Genomic DNA, 15891 nt, shown 5'->3' on the forward strand with positions numbered 1-15891 from the left:
CTGCCCCTGCAAAGGCTACGAATCGGGCTGGTGAAAACACCTCTACAGAGTCGTTGAAACGAACGATTTTACAAATTCTGTTAGAGGAATCAGATATCACTAGAGCAGTGGACCTTTACGGTCCACTGCTGGGGGGCGAGAGGTAGCACAGCTGGATGTATGGCTTTCGGAGGCTACAGATGAAGTGAGAAAACGGTAAAACATGTTGCATTTCGACTGTGGTGGTGTTGCCTTGAATAAAGAATTAAAGAAATATTTTCTAAATAATTATATATGTCACGTTATAATATAGATGCGATTAATGAAATAAGAGTGTGAAGTAGATTGCCTTTTTTCGGTTCCTCGCAAAAAAAATCTCTGCGCCGATCACACAAGTTAAAATTCATAATTCACTTATCAAAAAACATAATAGAACCAAAAAGGCTATTTAGTCGAAATGGCGATGCTCAATATTTGCGTATTCACTTTTATAATCAGGATGGATTCTATGAAATTAAAAAAAGCGGTAATATTGATAAGTGCTTTCTATTCCGGCGCGCTTTTTGCAGCACAACCCTCGACGAACGTGGAAGAAAAACTGGCGCAACTGGAAGCGCAAATTCAGGCGCTTAAACAGCAGCAGGCGGCCGCCGCGCAGGCAGCACCCGCCGTTGTTGTGCAATCGGAAGAGCCGGTGAGCAAAACCGAACCGCCAAAGCTGACGCTTTCAGGGTTTGGTGATATTAAATTTTATGGTGATGTTGAATTTAATATGGATGCCGCCAGTAAAACAGGCAGCCTGACGTCCGTTAAGCAAAGCGCTAATAGCGACTGGGCACCGGGAGATAAAGAACGCTGGGATATTAACGGGCGTATTTTATTAGGTTTTGACGGTTATCGTAAAATGGACAACGGCAATTTTGCCGGATTTTCCGTTCAGCCCCTCGGCGATCTCGTCGGGAAAATGTATCTCGATGATGCGGTATTCTTCTTCGGTTCCGAGAACGACTGGGAAATTAAAGTCGGACGTTTCGAAGCGTACGATATGTTCCCGCTCAATCAGGATACCTTTGTGGAATACTCAGGAAATACCGCAGACGATCTCTACAGCGACGGCTACGGCTATATCTACATGCTGAAAGAGGGGCGCGGGCGAACCGACAGCGGGGGTAACTTCCTGATGAGCAAAACGCTGGATAACTGGTATTTTGAGCTGAATACCCTGTTTAAAGACGGCAGCGATTTGTACGTCGACCAGCGTTATCACGGCGCAGAACTTGAGAATGATAAAAATGTGGCCTACGTGCGCCCGGTCATCTCGTGGCAGAACGGGCCGTTATCCACCGCGGTCGCCATGGAGACCAACCTGGTGAACAACGCTTACGGCTACCGTGACGACGCAGGGCGCTGGGTCGATCAGTCCGACCGGACCGGCTACGGGTTTACCATGACCTGGGACGGGCTCAAAAACGATCCGGAGAACGGCGTGGTCATGAACCTCAACACGGCTTACCTGGACGCGACGGGCGAAACCGACTTTACCTCAGGCATCAATGCCCTCTGGCGCAATTTTGAGCTGGGTTATATCTACGCCCATAACGAAATCGACGAATTTAATACCTCGACCTTTGACGCAGAGTGCGAAAACGACTGCTGGATCACCGACCCGGGCGAGTACGACATTCATACCATCCATACGTCGTACCTGATCCCGAACGTCATGAAGATGAAAAACTTCAACATCTATCTGGGCGCGTATGCGTCCTGGGTCAACGCTTCCCCGAAAGAGGGCGATAAGAAAAACGACGACCGCTACGGTGGCCGCGTGCGCTTTAAATACTATTTCTGATGCCCGCCCGCCGGTCAGACGTCTTCGGGGGTCTGACCGGCTTCCCGCAGCGTGCCCGGCGCATGGCCAATGATGCGCTTAAAGGCCCGGCTAAACGCCGCCAGCGATCCATAACCCAGCCTAAGTGCGACCGTTTCAATCGGCTGATTTTCGTGCCGAATGTACTGAATCGCCAGCCGCATTCTGAGTTCGCTGAGATATTTGGCCGGGGTCGTCCCCGTCGCGGCCAGAAACCGTTCGGCAAACACGGAGCGTGAGGTGCCCGCTTCTTTCGCCAGATCCGCCACGCTCCAGTTCAGGCCAGGCTGCTGGTGCATGGCGTAAATGGCCCTGCTCAGCCGCGGGTCGCGTAAGACTTGCACCCAGCCGGTGGCTTTCCCGCATCCAGCCTCCACCCAGCCGCGGACGATCAGCGCCGCCACCACGTCTGCCAGACGGGCCAGGATCCCGGCAAACCCAACCTGTCGCGTCATCGACTCGCGCTCCATCGCCGCCAGCAGCGGATGGATTTCCGGCCATGTGGACATCAGGCGGCTGACCATCATCACCTCCGGCATTGCTTTGATCAGCGGCTGCATCCCGCCGAGCTCGAAATCCATACACCCGCTAAAGATGATGGTGTTCTCGCTCTCCGGACAGGGCTCGCAGGTAATCGCGCAGACCGAGCCGCAGATAGGCTCGCTGGGAAAGGCGTTCACCGGAGTAATGTCTGCCTGCGCGTCAGAGAGCAGGGCATGGGAGTTGCCGCCAGGAATAAACAGCGCGTCGCCGCTGCTCAGTTCAAACGTTGCGCCGCTGTCCATTCGGAGCAGGGCGTTTCCGTGGCTCACAAAATGGAACTGTGCCTTGCCGGGCGCCTGGTGGAACGCCACGCCAAACGGCGCGCTGGCTTCAATCCGACGGTATTTCACGCCCGACAGGCGCATGCCGCGTAAAAGTTCGCTGATCAAATCGGGGGACTGTACGGTCATGGCGCAACTCCGGACGAATAATCAATAAGTGGAGATTATATGTCATAGATCGTCCATGGTGAACCCTCTATGCTTTTGCGACAGTTGTCACATTTTTATAACGGGAGAACAACAGATGAATTCATGTGTCGTGGCGAGAGAGGCCGTCGCGCCTGCCAGACCGGCATGGCGGGCCGTCTATTCACTGGGACTGGGCGTGTTTGGTTTGATAACGGCAGAGTTCCTGCCAGCCAGTTTGCTGACGCCGATGGCCGCGAGCCTGGGCGTCAGCGAGGGCATGGCCGGGCAGGCCGTCACCGCCACCGCGCTGGTGGCGCTCGTCACCGGGCTGCTGATCACCCCGGCGACCAAAAGTATTGACCGCCGCTGGGTACTGATGTTTTTCTCCGTGCTGCAAATTATCTCCAGCCTGCTGGTGGCCTTTGCGCCCACGCTGCACGTCCTGCTAATGGGGCGCCTGCTGTTAGGGGTCGCCATTGGTGGCTTCTGGGCGATGTCGACGGCCACCACGATGCGCCTGGTTCCGGCGGATAAAGTGCCGAAAGCGCTGGCGGTGATCTTCTCCAGCGTGTCGATTGCCACCGTGGTTGCCGCCCCGCTGGGGAGCTATCTGGGCAGCCTGATCGGCTGGCGCAACGTCTTTGTGCTCTGCATTCTGCCGAGCGTGCTGGCGCTGCTGTGGCAAATCTGGGTGCTGCCGTCCATGAAGCCCGAGAGCAGCGGTAGCCTGAGCACGTTGTTCCGCGTGCTGCGTCGACCGGGCATGATCGGCGGCATGCTGGCAACTATTCTGATCTTCAGCGGCCATTTCGCCTTCTTTACCTACCTGCGCCCGTTCCTGGAAACGGTGGGGCAGGCCAATGTTGAAACCATTTCACTGATTCTGCTGGGCTTTGGGCTGGCGAACTTTGTCGGTACTTCCGTTGCCGGACATCTTCTGGCACGTAATCTGCGCCTGACGCTGGCGCTGGTGCCGTTCGCCATGGGCATACTGGCGCTGACGATGGTGGCGTTTGGCCATCTGGCGATGCTGGACGGGTTCCTGGTGGCGCTGTGGGGCTTTGCGTTTGGTCTGGTTCCGGTGGGCTGGTCAACCTGGCTTGCCACCACCGTTCCGGATGAAGCCGAAAGTGCAGGGGGGCTGCTGGTGGCTTCAATCCAGCTGGCGATAAGCGCCGGTGCGGCAGGGGGCGGGGCGGTATTTGACCTTAACGGTGCCAGCGGCGTATTCGCCGGCAGCGGGTTCCTGCTGGTGACGGCCATGGTGATTGTGTTGATGGGCGTGAAGGTTAAGGCGGAGTAATGTATGCCGGGTGAGCGCTTGCGCCACCCGGCATCAGACTTACAGCCCTTTCTTATCCATCAGCACCGCCAAATCCACCAGGCGGTTTGAGAAGCCCCACTCGTTGTCATACCACGCCAGGATCTTCACCATGTTTCCGCCAATCACCAGCGTGGAAAGCCCGTCAATAATGGAGGATCGCGGGTCGCCCTGGTAGTCGCTGGAGACCAGCGGTTCATCGCTATAGCCCAGGATCCCTTTCAGCGGCCCACTGGCGGCCGCGTTGCGGAACGCCTCATTCACCTCTTCGGCGGTCACGCTACGGCTGAGCGTTACCGTCAAATCCACAATCGACACCACCGGCACCGGCACGCGCAGGGAGTACCCGGTCAGCTTGCCGTCCAGGGAGGGGATCACCTTGCCCAGCGCTTTCGCCGCGCCGCTGGAGTAAGGCACAATCGACAGCGCCGCCGCGCGCGCGCCGCGCAGATCTTTCTCCGGCTGGTCGTGCAGCGCCTGGCTGTTGGTGTAGGCGTGCGTCGTGTTCATCAGACCATGCTCAATCCCGAACTGCTGATGTAGCACCTGAGCCGCCGGGGCCAGGCCGTTCGTGGTGCAGCTCCCGTTACTGACGACCACGTGCTGAGCCGGGTCGTACCGGTCGTGGTTCACCCCCATCACAACCGTCAGATCGTCATTCTTGCCGGGCGCGGAGATGATGACGCGCTTTGCGCCACCGTGCGTGACGTGCACCGCCGCTTTTTCCCGATCGGTAAAGAAGCCGGTGGCCTCAATCACCACGTCAACGCCGACATCGCGCCACGGGATATTTGCCGGATCCCGTTCGCTAAATACCACGATGCGCTGACCGTCTACCTGCAGCGCGCCGTCAGCCGCTTCAACGGGCGCAGGCAGTTTCCCCAGAAGGGAATCATGTTTCAGCAGGTGGGCGAGGGTTTTACTGTCCGTCAGATCGTTAATGGCCACAATCTGAAGATCCGGGTTACCCAGCGCCGCGCGCAGGAAATTACGTCCGATACGGCCGAAACCGTTAATACCGACCTTAACCATGGTGCACTCCTTATTTCATTTGTCTGGAGTCACTGTAGGCGCGGGGCCGGTTGGCGTAAACGACAAAAAAGGATCACATTACGCCAGCTTGCGGCAGTGGAAGCGCTGGCGGTACTCGCCTGGAGTGAGGTGGAGCTGTTTCTCAAATACGCGGCGCAGGTTAATGCTGGTGCCAAACCCGCTTTGCTCGGCAACGCGCTCAAGGGGATCGTGGGTCTGTTCAAGCAGCTGTCGGGCGGCGGCCAGACGCGCTTCGGTCACGTAGCGGGCAGGCGAGACGCCCGCGTCACGGGTAAACACCCGGGTGAAATTGCGCGGGCTCATCGCCGCCTTTTCGGCCAGATTTTCCACGCACAGGTCGGCGGTGAGGTTCTGCAGGATCCAGGTTTGGAGCTCGCTTATGGGTCCCGATGCGCCAGCCTGCTGCAGACTATAGCGGCTGAACTGCAGCTGTCCGCCGGGGCGGCGCAGATACATCACCATATCCTGCGCCACGTCGCGGGCGAGGGTAAATCCGTAGTCGTCTTCTACCAGCGCCAGGGTCAGATCGAACCCGGAACTTACGCCGCCGGAGGTCCAGATGGGGCCATCCTGAATATACAGCGGGCCGCCTTCGACGCGGATAGCCGGATACTGGGCCTGCATTGTCTCCAGCAGCCGCCAGTGGGTGGTCGCGCGGCGGCCGTTCAGCAAGCCGGTCTGGGCAAGCAGCATCGCGCCGCCGCAAATGGAGGCGATCCGCCGGGCGTGCGGCGCAGCGAGGTGCAGCCAGTCCACCACCGCCGTGCTCTCCTGCTCGTTCATTCCACGTCCGGTGATGATAATGGTGTCCAGCGGTTCGCGCGGATCCAGCTCCGGCAGGCGATAGTCCGCCAGCAGGTTCAGGCCGGACTGGCCGTGGATCACCTGGTGGGGCTGCGTGGTGGCGATGATGATACGGTAGCGCGGCCGGGTAAGCCCTTCCGGATGCAGCCGGTTGGCCTGCATCAGAATATCGGCGATACCGGCGGCTTCAAACAGCATGCCGCCGTCGGGAACAATAATCAGGATCTTCTTCATGTCCTGAAAAGTACCTTTATTGCAAAATAAGTCAAGAGCCCCGATCCCGGCAAAGCAAAGCGATTTAAGTTCTTTGTCATTTCAGGCGTTATCCCCGATCGTCAGAGCATTGTCTCTGGCGAAACGGCGTCTGAAGGAATGCGTAAACGAAGCTCCCTCTATTTACATCCGCAGCAGCGCAATCACATCCACCGTCTTGCATCCGGGATGCTGTGGCGAAGCGAACTCCCCACGTGGCTGCTGATCGTTACCATTTATACCGGCTGGTTTACCACGCTAACGTTCTGGCAAACGCTCGGCCTGCTGCCCGCCACGCTGCTGCTTATCTGGTTTACCGCCTGGTATATGTCCCTGCAGCACGAGCTGATCCACGGGCATCCCACCCGTTTTGCCCGGCTTAACCAGCTGTTTGGCACGCTCCCGCTGGCGGTCTGGTATCCGTATGGCCTGTACCGGGATTCCCATCTGGCCCATCACCGTCACGATAGCCTGACCTTTCCGGCGGATGACCCGGAGTCGTACTATTTTACCGAGGCGAGCTGGGCGCGCTTTTCCCCTTGGCAGAAGCGCGCGATCCGGGCCCGAAATACCTTTGTCGGGCGGCTGGTGCTGGCACCGCTGCTGGATATCCTTCAGGCGCTGGGCGGCGCCGTGGCGGCGTTTCGTGATTTTCACCTGCGGGCGATGGCGATGTGGCTGGTTCATGTTCTGCTGCTGGCGGCACTTTTCGCGTGGATGGCGCATCACGGCTTTTCACCCGTCTGGTTAGTGCTGGCGGTAAGCTATCCGGCGCTGGCGCTGACCAAAGTCCGCTCGTTTTACGAGCATCGGGCGGCGGACGATCCGCTCGCGCGCTCGGTCATTAACGAGGCCGGGCTAGTCTGGCGGGTGCTATTTTTGAATCTCAACTACCATTCTATTCACCACGATTTACCGGGCGTTCCCTGGTACGGGTTGCCGACGATCTACCGGCAAAACCGGGAGGCGTACCGCCAGCGTAACCACGGCTTTGTGGTCCGGGGCTACGGTGAATGGCTACGCCAGTTCTGGACCCGGCCAGTGGAGGTCACCGTCCATCCCGGAAAACAACAGGAGGAGAGGCATGAGTAACCTGCTGGCGTTGCCCATGTACGCCGTGGATCGCGCCGATACCCGCGCGCTCTGGCTGGCGCTGCAGCATCTGCTGGTCGTGCGCGGCGTGCCCGTCGATGGTGCTCCCGGCTGGCCGGAGTCTGACCTGCTGACCCACTGGCAGCAGCCTGAGCTTATCCTCAGCCAGACGTGCGGCTACCCGCTGGTGACGCAGCTCCCGGACGTGCAGGTGGTGGGCTGTTTTCACTACACGGCACCGGGCTGCGAAGGGTTCCAGTACCGCAGCTTTCTGGTGGCGCGCGAGGAGGATCGGCACCTGACGTTGGCGGATTTTCGCGGACGTCGGGCGGTCTGTAATTCTGCGGATTCCCAGTCTGGCTATAACGCGCTGCGAAAAAAGGTGGCTCCGCTGATTGTTGACGGGCCATTTTTCTCACAAACGTCCTTCAGCGGCAGCCACCGTCAGTCGCTGATTGACCTGCAGCGCGGGAAGAGCGATATCGCCGCCATCGACTGCGTAACCTGGGCGCTGCTGGCGCGTCATGAGCCCGAACGGCTTGCGGGACTGGCGGCGTTCGATCGAACGCCGCTGACGCCAGGGCTGCCGTTAATCACGTCGCGACGCACGCCCCCCGAAACGCTCATCGTCATTCGCGATGCGCTCCACGCGCTGGTCAGTTCACCGGAACATCGGGAGATTTGCGCCGCGGTGCTGATCGGCGGTTTTAGCGCGGTGTCGCGCCAGGCCTACGCCTCGTTGCTCGCGTGATAAATCGCCTGCGCGTCGGTAAAACAGCGCAGCGCCAGCGAAGAGACGGGTTTCTGCCTGCGCATAATCAGGCCGACGGGAGCCTCAATATTCGCATCGGCGATGGGGACGATCCTGAAAGTGCCGTTCAGTTCTTCAAGCCCGTTGTTCAGCGGCATCACGGCGCAGCATACGCCGCTCTGAACCGCCTGAATGATCTGGTACGTGGAGTCGCTCTCAAAAACGGACGTCGGTTCGATACCGGCAGCGTTAAAGCTGGCCTCCATATGCGCCCGGTAATGCATCCCTTTGGTCAGGAACCCCAGCGGAAAATCCGTCAGGTCGTGCCAGGTCAGCGCTTCCCGGCCGGGCTGGAAATGGCGGGTGTCGTGAAGCAGGCCCATTTTCGTTTTGGGAAGCTGGATAATGTCGTACAGGCTGGTGTCGATGCTGTTCAGGTAGCAAATCCCCAGCTCAAGCTGGTTGCGGCTGACGCCGTCGGCAATCTGCGCCGAAGACATAGAATAGAGGCTGTAGGTCAGCTCCGGATATTTTTGCGTCAGCTGGCGGATGAAGATCATCGGATCCACGCTCGCCAGCGGCACCATCCCCAGACGTAATTCCCCCACCACCTGGCCTTTGCACAGCGCGGCTTCCGCCTGCAATCCGTCGTGCGCGGCAAGAAGCGCGCGCGCCCACGCCAGAATACGCTCGCCCTCCGGCGTAAACCCTTCAAAGCGTTGACCGCGCACGATCAGCACCAGCCCCAGCTCCTCTTCCAGGCTGCGGATGCGCATGGAGAGGGTCGGCTGGGTGATGTTGCACCGCGAGGCCGCTTTACCAAAGTGGCGGGTTTCGTCGAGCGCGAGTAAATATTTTAACTGTTTTATGTCCATCACTCTTCTCTGCGCGTGAAGCCTTACAGCATGCGGATCTCTTTCGAGCGCAGGGTAATGCGTACCGGAACCGATTTATACGACGGCGTACCGCTGTCCTTATCGAGATAATCGAGCGGCACCAGCACGTTGGCCTCCGGGTAATAGGCGCCGACGGAGCCCGGGGCGATGTTGTACGCCACCACCGTAATATCCTCCAGACGCTGAGCGCTGCAGGGGAGGGCGGTTTCGATATCCACGCGGTCGCCGTGTTCCAGCCCTGACTGCGCCATATCCTCTTCGTTCATAAACAGCACGTCGCGGCGGCCAAAGACGCCGCGGTAGCGATCGTCCAGGGCGTAAATGGTGGTGTTGTACTGATCGTGGCTGCGCAGGGTGATCAGGCGCAGCACATGCTCGCCTTCACCGCTTGCGTTTTCCTGTACGCCGTCGAATACCGAGAACATCGCTTTGCCCGTTGCGGTCGGCCAGATGCGCTGCGTGGGCGGCAGCGGCATGCGGAAGCCGCCGGGAACGCGGATCCGCGCATTGTAGTTCTCAAAGCCAGGAATGGTTTGCTCGATCAGATCGCGGATGCGGTCGTAATCTTCGACCAGCGTCAGCCAGTCCACGCGTGTCTCCGGCAGGGTCGCCTTCGCCAGACCAGCGACGATGGCAGGTTCCGAACGGAGCAGCGGCGAGGCGGGTTTCAGCTTGCCGGAAGAGGCATGCACCATCGACATGGAGTCTTCGACGGTGATGGACTGGCGGCCGGTGGCCTGCATATCCAGCTCCGTGCGGCCGAGGCACGGGAAAATAAAGGTCTCTTTGCCCACCAGCAGATGGGTACGGTTCAGCTTGGTCCCAACGTGCACGCTGAGATCCAGAGACCCCATCGCCGGGAAACCGTTCTCGTGATCGGGCATCGCAACCGCAAAGTTACCGCCGAGGCAGATGAGCGCTTTTGCGCGACCGTCGATCATGGCCTGCGTCGCCTGCACCGCATCGTGTCCGTGACGGGAAGGAGGCTCAAAGCCAAACACCTCTTGCAGGCGGTTCAGGAAGGCCGGGGCAGGCTTCTCGCTAATCCCGACGGTCCGGTTCCCCTGAACGTTAGAGTGGCCTCGCAGGGGGCAGATCCCCGCCCCGGGCTTGCCGATATTCCCGCGCAAAAGCAGCAGGTCAGCAATCAGGCGGACGTTCGCCGTGCCTTTATTGTGCTGGGTAATCCCCATTCCGTAAGTAATGATGGTGGCGTTTGATTTCGCATAGGCCTCGGCCACCTTTTTAAGCGCCGCCGGGCTGAGCCCGGACTCGCGCTCGATATCATCCCAGCGGGTCTGCGCGATATCGGCGGCAAAATCCTCAATGCCCTGGGTGTGTTCGGCAATAAACGCGCGATCCAGCACGCCACCGCGTTCGGCCTCCATTTCCAGAAGATGTTTGGCAATGCCCTTCAGCGCGGCGGCATCGCCCCCGGCCTTCACCTGGAAATAGGTGGAGGCAATATCCGTAGAGCTATAGGTTGCCATTTCAATCACGCTTTGCGGGTCCGCAAAACGTTCGAGGGCGCGCTCGCGCAGCGGGTTAAAGACGATAATCGGCACGTTGCGGCGAGCCAGCTCGTGGAGGGTACCCATCATTCGCGGATGGTTGGTGCCGGGGTTATGGCCGATGGAGATCACCAGCTCGGTCTTGTCGAAATCGTCCAGCGAGACGGTGCCTTTCCCAATTCCGATGGAGCGCGGCAGGCCGACGCTGGTGGCCTCGTGACACATATTCGAGCAGTCCGGGAAATTATTGGTGCCGTACTCGCGGGCGAACAGCTGGAACAGATACGCCGCTTCGTTGGAGGCGCGCCCGGAGGTATAGAACTCGACCTGGTCCGGTTCGAGCCCGCGCAATATTTCCCCGATACGTTGAAACGCTTCGTCCCAGTCGACGGGGCGGAAGGTATCGCTTGCCCGGTCGTAGCGCAGGGGATGCGTCAGACGACCGTAACCTTCCAGCTCAAAGTCCGATTTTGCCAGCAGCGAAGAGACGCTGTTTTCCGCCAGAAACGCGGGCGTCACGCGTTTGCTGGTGGCTTCCCAGGTCACCGCTTTCGCGCCGTTCTCGCAGAACTGGAATGTCGATTTGTGCTCTTTATCGGGCCACGCGCAGCCGGGGCAGTCAAAACCGTCAGGCTGGTTGGTGCGCAGCAGCGTAGCGGGGGCTTCAAAGGTATCCATTTGGGTACGTACCGCAATGGCCGTCGCCTTCAACGCGCCCCAGCCGCCGGCAGGACCATCATAGTGTCTGATACCGGGAACTGAGCGTCTTTTCGTGTTCATACATACTCCTGACGTGTTTGGTCGCGCAACGGCTGGGTAATAAGCAAAAGCAATGACTCGCAGGGATAGAAATCCATGCGGTCGCGTTACGGCTCTTGCCTGTAATTATTTTTTATAACAATGAGTTAAAAGGATTGCTGTGTAACTATTTAAAGAAATTATAACGAAATTTTAGCATTTTAATAATAAATTGTATCTATCGTCCGGTAGGCAGGATAGATAGCGTGGAGCGAGAAAGTATGTAGTGCAGGTAAAGTTTCGAATGAAAATTGCTGTCGCTCAAAAAATGGAATCTTCGCGGCTGGCAGGTGCTGTAACAGCTTCGGCATTCGAAATAGTGGCGGGAAGGTTTACTGAGGCTTAATGATTAATGGAAATGTATAATGACTTACAGGGTAATTATCACAACACGAAATATAAGTTATTTTGAGCCGTGAAATTAAAGGTGCGCGGCGTAAGTAAAATAGCGATGCTGTTGTCAGGTAATGCAGGCATTATTAAAGTTACCCTGTTAGTGCAACAAATAATTTATCGTCGATATATTCTTCTGATATCACCAAAACGACAATTCTACTAATTATGGTAGTGGCGATAATAGCATTAATGCGTTAATGAAATCAGTTCTCTTTTGTCTTTTCTGCTTTAATAACATTGGGTTATGTGGTTATGCGTTGATGAAATAAGTAGAGCCAGGTCATTACGGGTTTTTTTATCAGATAAATCCTATAATGTTTTGACTGCTTCAATTACCACCACTTACGAGGCGGTAAATATTGAATTGAAGCAAAGCTCATGTAAACTTGTTTACCGTTTGTCAAAATATGTCAGGAAGACGCTGGGCCTTATTCTGAAGGGCTCGTGCGGTAGCTATGCCTTTAAATTAGTAACACACCGAAATTATCCTGACTATTTTAACAATAGCACCTAAGTCAAATTTCATCCCCTTATCTCCATCATCAAAATATCGCTACGGAAAAGCATATGAAAATGCGCGTACTGTTTTCACTTCTGTTTGTAATGGCGGTGGCGGGCTGTAAAGCGCCACAGAAACCGGCAATCACCGACGACACGATCGTGACCAGCCAGGTCAACGGTGTCACCCTGACCCACCGTCACGCCGTGGTGCCGCCAACGGAATTCACCCAGCTTAACGAGCCCTATCGCGCCATGTATCCGGCCTCCCTGATGAGCCGTCCTGATTTTGGCGGAAAGGTTATCCGTACGCTGGAAACCGGAAAAACCTATGTCGTGCTGGGGCAGGTTGAACACTACTGGATGGCGCTCGCCGATGAGGGGAATGACCAGCTGATTGGCTACGTCCCGATGCGTGCCGTTATCAAAGCCGACCAGTACGAAGCCACCGTTCGTAAACAGGCCATTCGTCCTAAGGCGCGTAAAAAAGCGACCTGCGTCGATGTGGATGGCAACAGCAAAGCCTGTAAAGACAGCGCTAACGGTACCTGGATCCTGAACTAAACGGCTTTCGTGGGCGTATTTTTATGAATAATAAAAAGTTTCATCGGCTGTGGTTAGTCTTTTACGCGGCGATTTTCGCCCTTGTCAGTGGTTGTACGTCGTCTTCACACAGCGACCCTTCCCGCTACAATCTGCAGTTTCAGGCTCATCCACAAATCAATGATTCTGCGCCACTTAAAGTCCGGGTGCTGTTGTTGAAATCCGATGCGGATTTCATGTCCAGCGACTTCTATTCCCTGCAGAACAACGCGTCGGCAACGCTTGGCGCGAATCTGCTGAACAGCGACGTTTTCTTCCTGATGCCGGGACAGCTCTCCAAAACCCTCAGCGGTCAGAGCGATCCCGAGGCGCGCTACATCGGCGTGATGGCGGAATATCAGAAGCTGGACGGTAAAAAATGGCGCGTTTCACTCCCGCTGCCTGTGCCAGGCGAAAATCATATCTACCAGTTCTGGAAATGGTCCGCGGATGAACTCCAGGCCAACGTTTTTCTCGACGTAAACGGCATTCGGGTCATCAGCCAGTAACGCGCTTCACAACAGGAAACACATCATCATGACCAAAGCAGAAAAGGTCGTCTGGACCGAAGGCATGTTCCTGCGTCCACACCATTTTCAGCGGACTGAAAGTTATCTGCTCAACCATGTTCGTGAGTGGGGTGCGCTGCAGCGTTCCTATCTCTGGGGCTTTCTCGACGTAGAACTGGACGAAGCGATGCTTCGCCAGGGCTGCATTGCCCTGAGCTACTGCAGCGGGTTACTGCCGGACGGCACCTTTTTCCAGGTACGCAACGGACGCAATGGTCCCGCGCCGCTAAAAATTCCTGACAATCTCACCAACGAAAAGGTGGTGCTCGCGCTACCGGTTCGTCGTGGCGAGCGGGAGGAGGTGATTTTCAGCGAAGAGCCGGCCTCGCTGGCGCGCTTCGTCGCATTTGAGCAGGAGGTGGAGGACGATAACGCCATGTCGGTGGGGGATGCCACCGTCCAGTTTGGCCGCCTGCGCCTGACGCTGATGCTGGAAAAAGACCTTACGGCAGAATGGACCGCCATCGGCGTGGCGTTTGTGACGGAAAAACGCAACGACAACCACGTGCGGCTGGACAACAGCTACATCCCGCCGATGCTGAACGCCAATAACAGCCCGCAGATCTACAGCATGATCAACGATCTGCACGGCCTGCTGGTGCAGCGCAGCCAGCAGATTGGCGGCCGCCTGCGCCAGCCTGGCCGCTTTAACACCTCCGAACTGATTGAATTTACGCTGCTCTCGCTGGTGAACCGTCATTTGGGCGAGGTTTCACATTTGAAAACGCTGCCGCTGCTGCACCCGGAAACCCTCTGGCGCAGCTGGCTGCCGTTTGCCACCGAGCTCACGACCTGGACGTCGCAGCGCACCACCGAGAGCGTGCTGCCGATTTACGATCACGACGATCTGGCGAACTGCTTCAGCAAGCTGATGCTGATGCTGCGCCAGGGGCTGGCGCTGGTGATGGAAGATCACGCGATTCAGCTGCCGCTTAACGAGCGCTCGCATGGCCTGAACATTGCCACCGTTCCTGAAACCAGCATGGTGCGCGAATTTGGCTTCGTGCTGGCGGTGAAAGCCAACGTGCCAGGCGACCATCTGCAAACCCATTTCCCGGCGCAGATGAAAATCGCGCCGGTGTCGAAAATTCGCGATCTGGTTCAGCTTCAGCTGCCGGGCATTATGCTGCGCGCCATGCCTGTCGCGCCGCCGCAGATCCCGTGGCATGCCGGCTACAGCTACTTCGAGCTGGAGAAGGGCAGCGAGCTGTGGCACGAGATGGATAAGTCCGGCGCATTCGCCCTGCACCTTGCGGGTGAATTCCCGGGGCTGGATATGGAGTTTTGGGCCATCCGTAGCCCGACAGAATAATAAAGCGAGCGCTTAATATGCAGGAACGACAGGACACCGGCAGTGATGCCGCGTTTACCGGAGCCAGTAGCAACAACCCGCTGGTGGCGGCCGCCAATCCGCTGCTCAATGCGATTCCGCAGATCCGTCATTCGGTATCACATGACGATCAGGTGGCGTTACGCCAGCGCCTGATCGATGAGATTCGCCGTTTTGAAGTCCGCTGTCAGCAGGCGGGGCTGCCCTACGAAGTGATCGTCGGGGCGCGCTACTGCCTGTGCACGGCGCTGGACGAGGCCGCCGCGCTTACCCCCTGGGGCAGCAGCGGCGTCTGGTCCAGCAATGGCCTGCTGGTGACGTTCCATAACGAAACCTGGGGCGGCGAGAAGTTCTTCCAGCTGCTGGCGCGCCTGTCGCAGAACCCGCGCGAGCATATTCTCCTGCTGGAGATGATCAACTACTGCCTGCTGCTCGGCTTCGAGGGGCGCTACCGGGTGCTGGACAATGGCCGTACCCAGCTTGAAACCATCAAGCAGCGGCTGTGGCAGATGATCCGCGGCGTGCGCGGCAGCTATCCGCCGCCGCTTTCTCCCCATCCGGAAGATCGCCCGGTGCTTCGCAAGCTGTGGCGGCCGATGGTTCCTCTGTGGGCCTGCGTGGCGCTGGCCGGGTTTATCGCCTGCCTGTTTTATATCGTGCTTAACTGGCGCCTTGGCGACAACACCAGCCCGGTGCTGGCGAAGATTTATCAGTCTCAGCTGCCGGAAACCACCATCCAGCAGCCGGCGCGCCAGCTGCCCGCGGTGCTTAACCTGCGCGGCTTCCTGAAGCCTGAAATTGAGGCGGGCCTGGTGGCGGTGAAAGACGAAGCGGATCGCAGCGTCGTGATCCTGAAGGGCGACGGGCTGTTTGCCTCCGCCTCGACCGTCGTGCGCGACCGCTATGAACCGGTCATCAACCGCATTGCGCAGGCGATGAACAACGTCAGCGGCAAAATTCTGGTGGTGGGCTACAGCGATAATGTGCCGATCCGCAGCGCGCGCTTTGCCTCTAATTACGAGCTCTCACTGGAACGCGCGCGCTCCGTACAGAAAATGCTGCAGGGAAGCCTCTCTCAGCCCGGCCGCGTGAAGGCGGAAGGGCGGGGCGAGATTAACCCGGTAGCGCCGAACACGACGCCGGAAAACCGCGCCCGTAACCGCCGTGTGGAAATTACTCTGCTGGTGTCGCCTGAAAACACGCAGGCCGAGCTGAACGGATTGCCGCAAGGAAACTAAG

13 protein-coding genes are annotated in these 15891 nt (G+C 57.7%); 8 read left to right on the forward strand and 5 right to left on the reverse strand.

The window, feature by feature from the left end; translation table 11 throughout:
- The first annotated feature begins 487 nt into the window (after positions 1-487).
- Entirely contained in the window at positions 488-1828 is a 1341-nt protein-coding gene (locus tag UTO39_RS01245; protein ID WP_320726236.1) for a carbohydrate porin, read from the forward strand.
- A 14-nt stretch (positions 1829-1842) separates the two neighbouring features.
- Here the strand turns inward: UTO39_RS01245 and UTO39_RS01250 are convergent, their stop codons facing one another.
- Positions 1843-2799, reverse strand: a complete 957-nt coding sequence (locus UTO39_RS01250) for an AraC family transcriptional regulator (protein WP_320726237.1) — start codon at positions 2797-2799, stop codon at positions 1843-1845.
- Positions 2800-2914: 115 nt separating this feature from the next.
- On the opposite strand from UTO39_RS01250, the gene UTO39_RS01255 reads away from it, so the two are divergent.
- The gene (locus UTO39_RS01255; protein WP_061097925.1) at positions 2915-4102 is read left to right on the forward strand and encodes an MFS transporter; all 1188 of its coding nucleotides are present in this window, start codon (positions 2915-2917) and stop codon (positions 4100-4102) included.
- Between the two features lie 39 nt (positions 4103-4141).
- On the opposite strand, the gene gap is transcribed toward UTO39_RS01255, so the two are convergent.
- Both gap and UTO39_RS01265 read right to left on the reverse strand, forming a co-directional pair.
- Positions 4142-5152 carry a type I glyceraldehyde-3-phosphate dehydrogenase gene (gene gap, locus UTO39_RS01260; RefSeq protein ID WP_320726238.1) on the reverse strand — a complete coding sequence of 337 codons (1011 nt, stop codon included), beginning with the start codon at positions 5150-5152 and terminating at the stop codon, positions 4142-4144.
- Positions 5153-5230: 78 nt separating this feature from the next.
- Entirely contained in the window at positions 5231-6211 is a 981-nt protein-coding gene (locus UTO39_RS01265) for a helix-turn-helix domain-containing protein (RefSeq protein WP_320726239.1), read from the reverse strand.
- Between the two features lie 138 nt (positions 6212-6349).
- Here UTO39_RS01265 and UTO39_RS01270 point away from each other — a divergent pair, with 138 nt between their 5' ends.
- Together UTO39_RS01270 and UTO39_RS01275 are read left to right on the forward strand one after the other, a co-directional pair.
- Positions 6350-7321 carry a fatty acid desaturase gene (locus UTO39_RS01270; RefSeq protein ID WP_320726240.1) on the forward strand — a complete coding sequence of 324 codons (972 nt, stop codon included), beginning with the start codon at positions 6350-6352 and terminating at the stop codon, positions 7319-7321.
- Positions 7314-8072, forward strand: a complete 759-nt coding sequence (locus UTO39_RS01275; RefSeq protein ID WP_320726241.1) for a PhnD/SsuA/transferrin family substrate-binding protein — start codon at positions 7314-7316, stop codon at positions 8070-8072. Before UTO39_RS01270 ends, UTO39_RS01275 begins: the two co-directional genes overlap by 8 nt.
- Here the strand turns inward: UTO39_RS01275 and UTO39_RS01280 are convergent.
- Entirely contained in the window at positions 8051-8947 is an 897-nt protein-coding gene (locus UTO39_RS01280; protein WP_061097930.1) for a LysR family transcriptional regulator, read from the reverse strand. The two genes, UTO39_RS01275 and UTO39_RS01280, sit on opposite strands and share 22 nt — an antisense overlap.
- 23 nt (positions 8948-8970) lie before the next feature.
- Positions 8971-11259 (reverse strand): FdhF/YdeP family oxidoreductase, encoded by a 2289-nt coding sequence (locus UTO39_RS01285; protein WP_320726242.1) that lies wholly within the window; start codon positions 11257-11259, stop codon positions 8971-8973.
- A gap of 981 nt (positions 11260-12240) precedes the next feature.
- On the opposite strand from UTO39_RS01285, the gene UTO39_RS01290 reads away from it, so the two are divergent.
- From UTO39_RS01290 to UTO39_RS01305, 4 genes are read left to right on the forward strand one after another with little or no spacing between them, the layout of a single operon-like run.
- On the forward strand, positions 12241-12735 hold the full coding sequence (locus UTO39_RS01290) for a hypothetical protein (protein ID WP_045260279.1): 495 nt from the start codon (positions 12241-12243) through the stop codon (positions 12733-12735).
- A gap of 23 nt (positions 12736-12758) precedes the next feature.
- The gene (gene tssJ / locus UTO39_RS01295) at positions 12759-13262 is read left to right on the forward strand and encodes a type VI secretion system lipoprotein TssJ (protein WP_028013495.1); all 504 of its coding nucleotides are present in this window, start codon (positions 12759-12761) and stop codon (positions 13260-13262) included.
- 28 nt (positions 13263-13290) lie between these two features.
- Complete coding sequence (gene tssK / locus UTO39_RS01300; protein WP_061097932.1) at positions 13291-14634, forward strand: type VI secretion system baseplate subunit TssK; 1344 nt, start codon at positions 13291-13293, stop codon at positions 14632-14634.
- 17 nt (positions 14635-14651) lie between these two features.
- Positions 14652-15890 carry a DotU family type VI secretion system protein gene (locus UTO39_RS01305; protein ID WP_061097933.1) on the forward strand — a complete coding sequence of 413 codons (1239 nt, stop codon included), beginning with the start codon at positions 14652-14654 and terminating at the stop codon, positions 15888-15890.
- Position 15891: the final 1 nt, after the last annotated feature.

This window comes from Enterobacter sp. 118C5 (assembly GCF_034107645.1).
Taxonomy (GTDB): domain Bacteria; phylum Pseudomonadota; class Gammaproteobacteria; order Enterobacterales; family Enterobacteriaceae; genus Enterobacter; species Enterobacter nematophilus.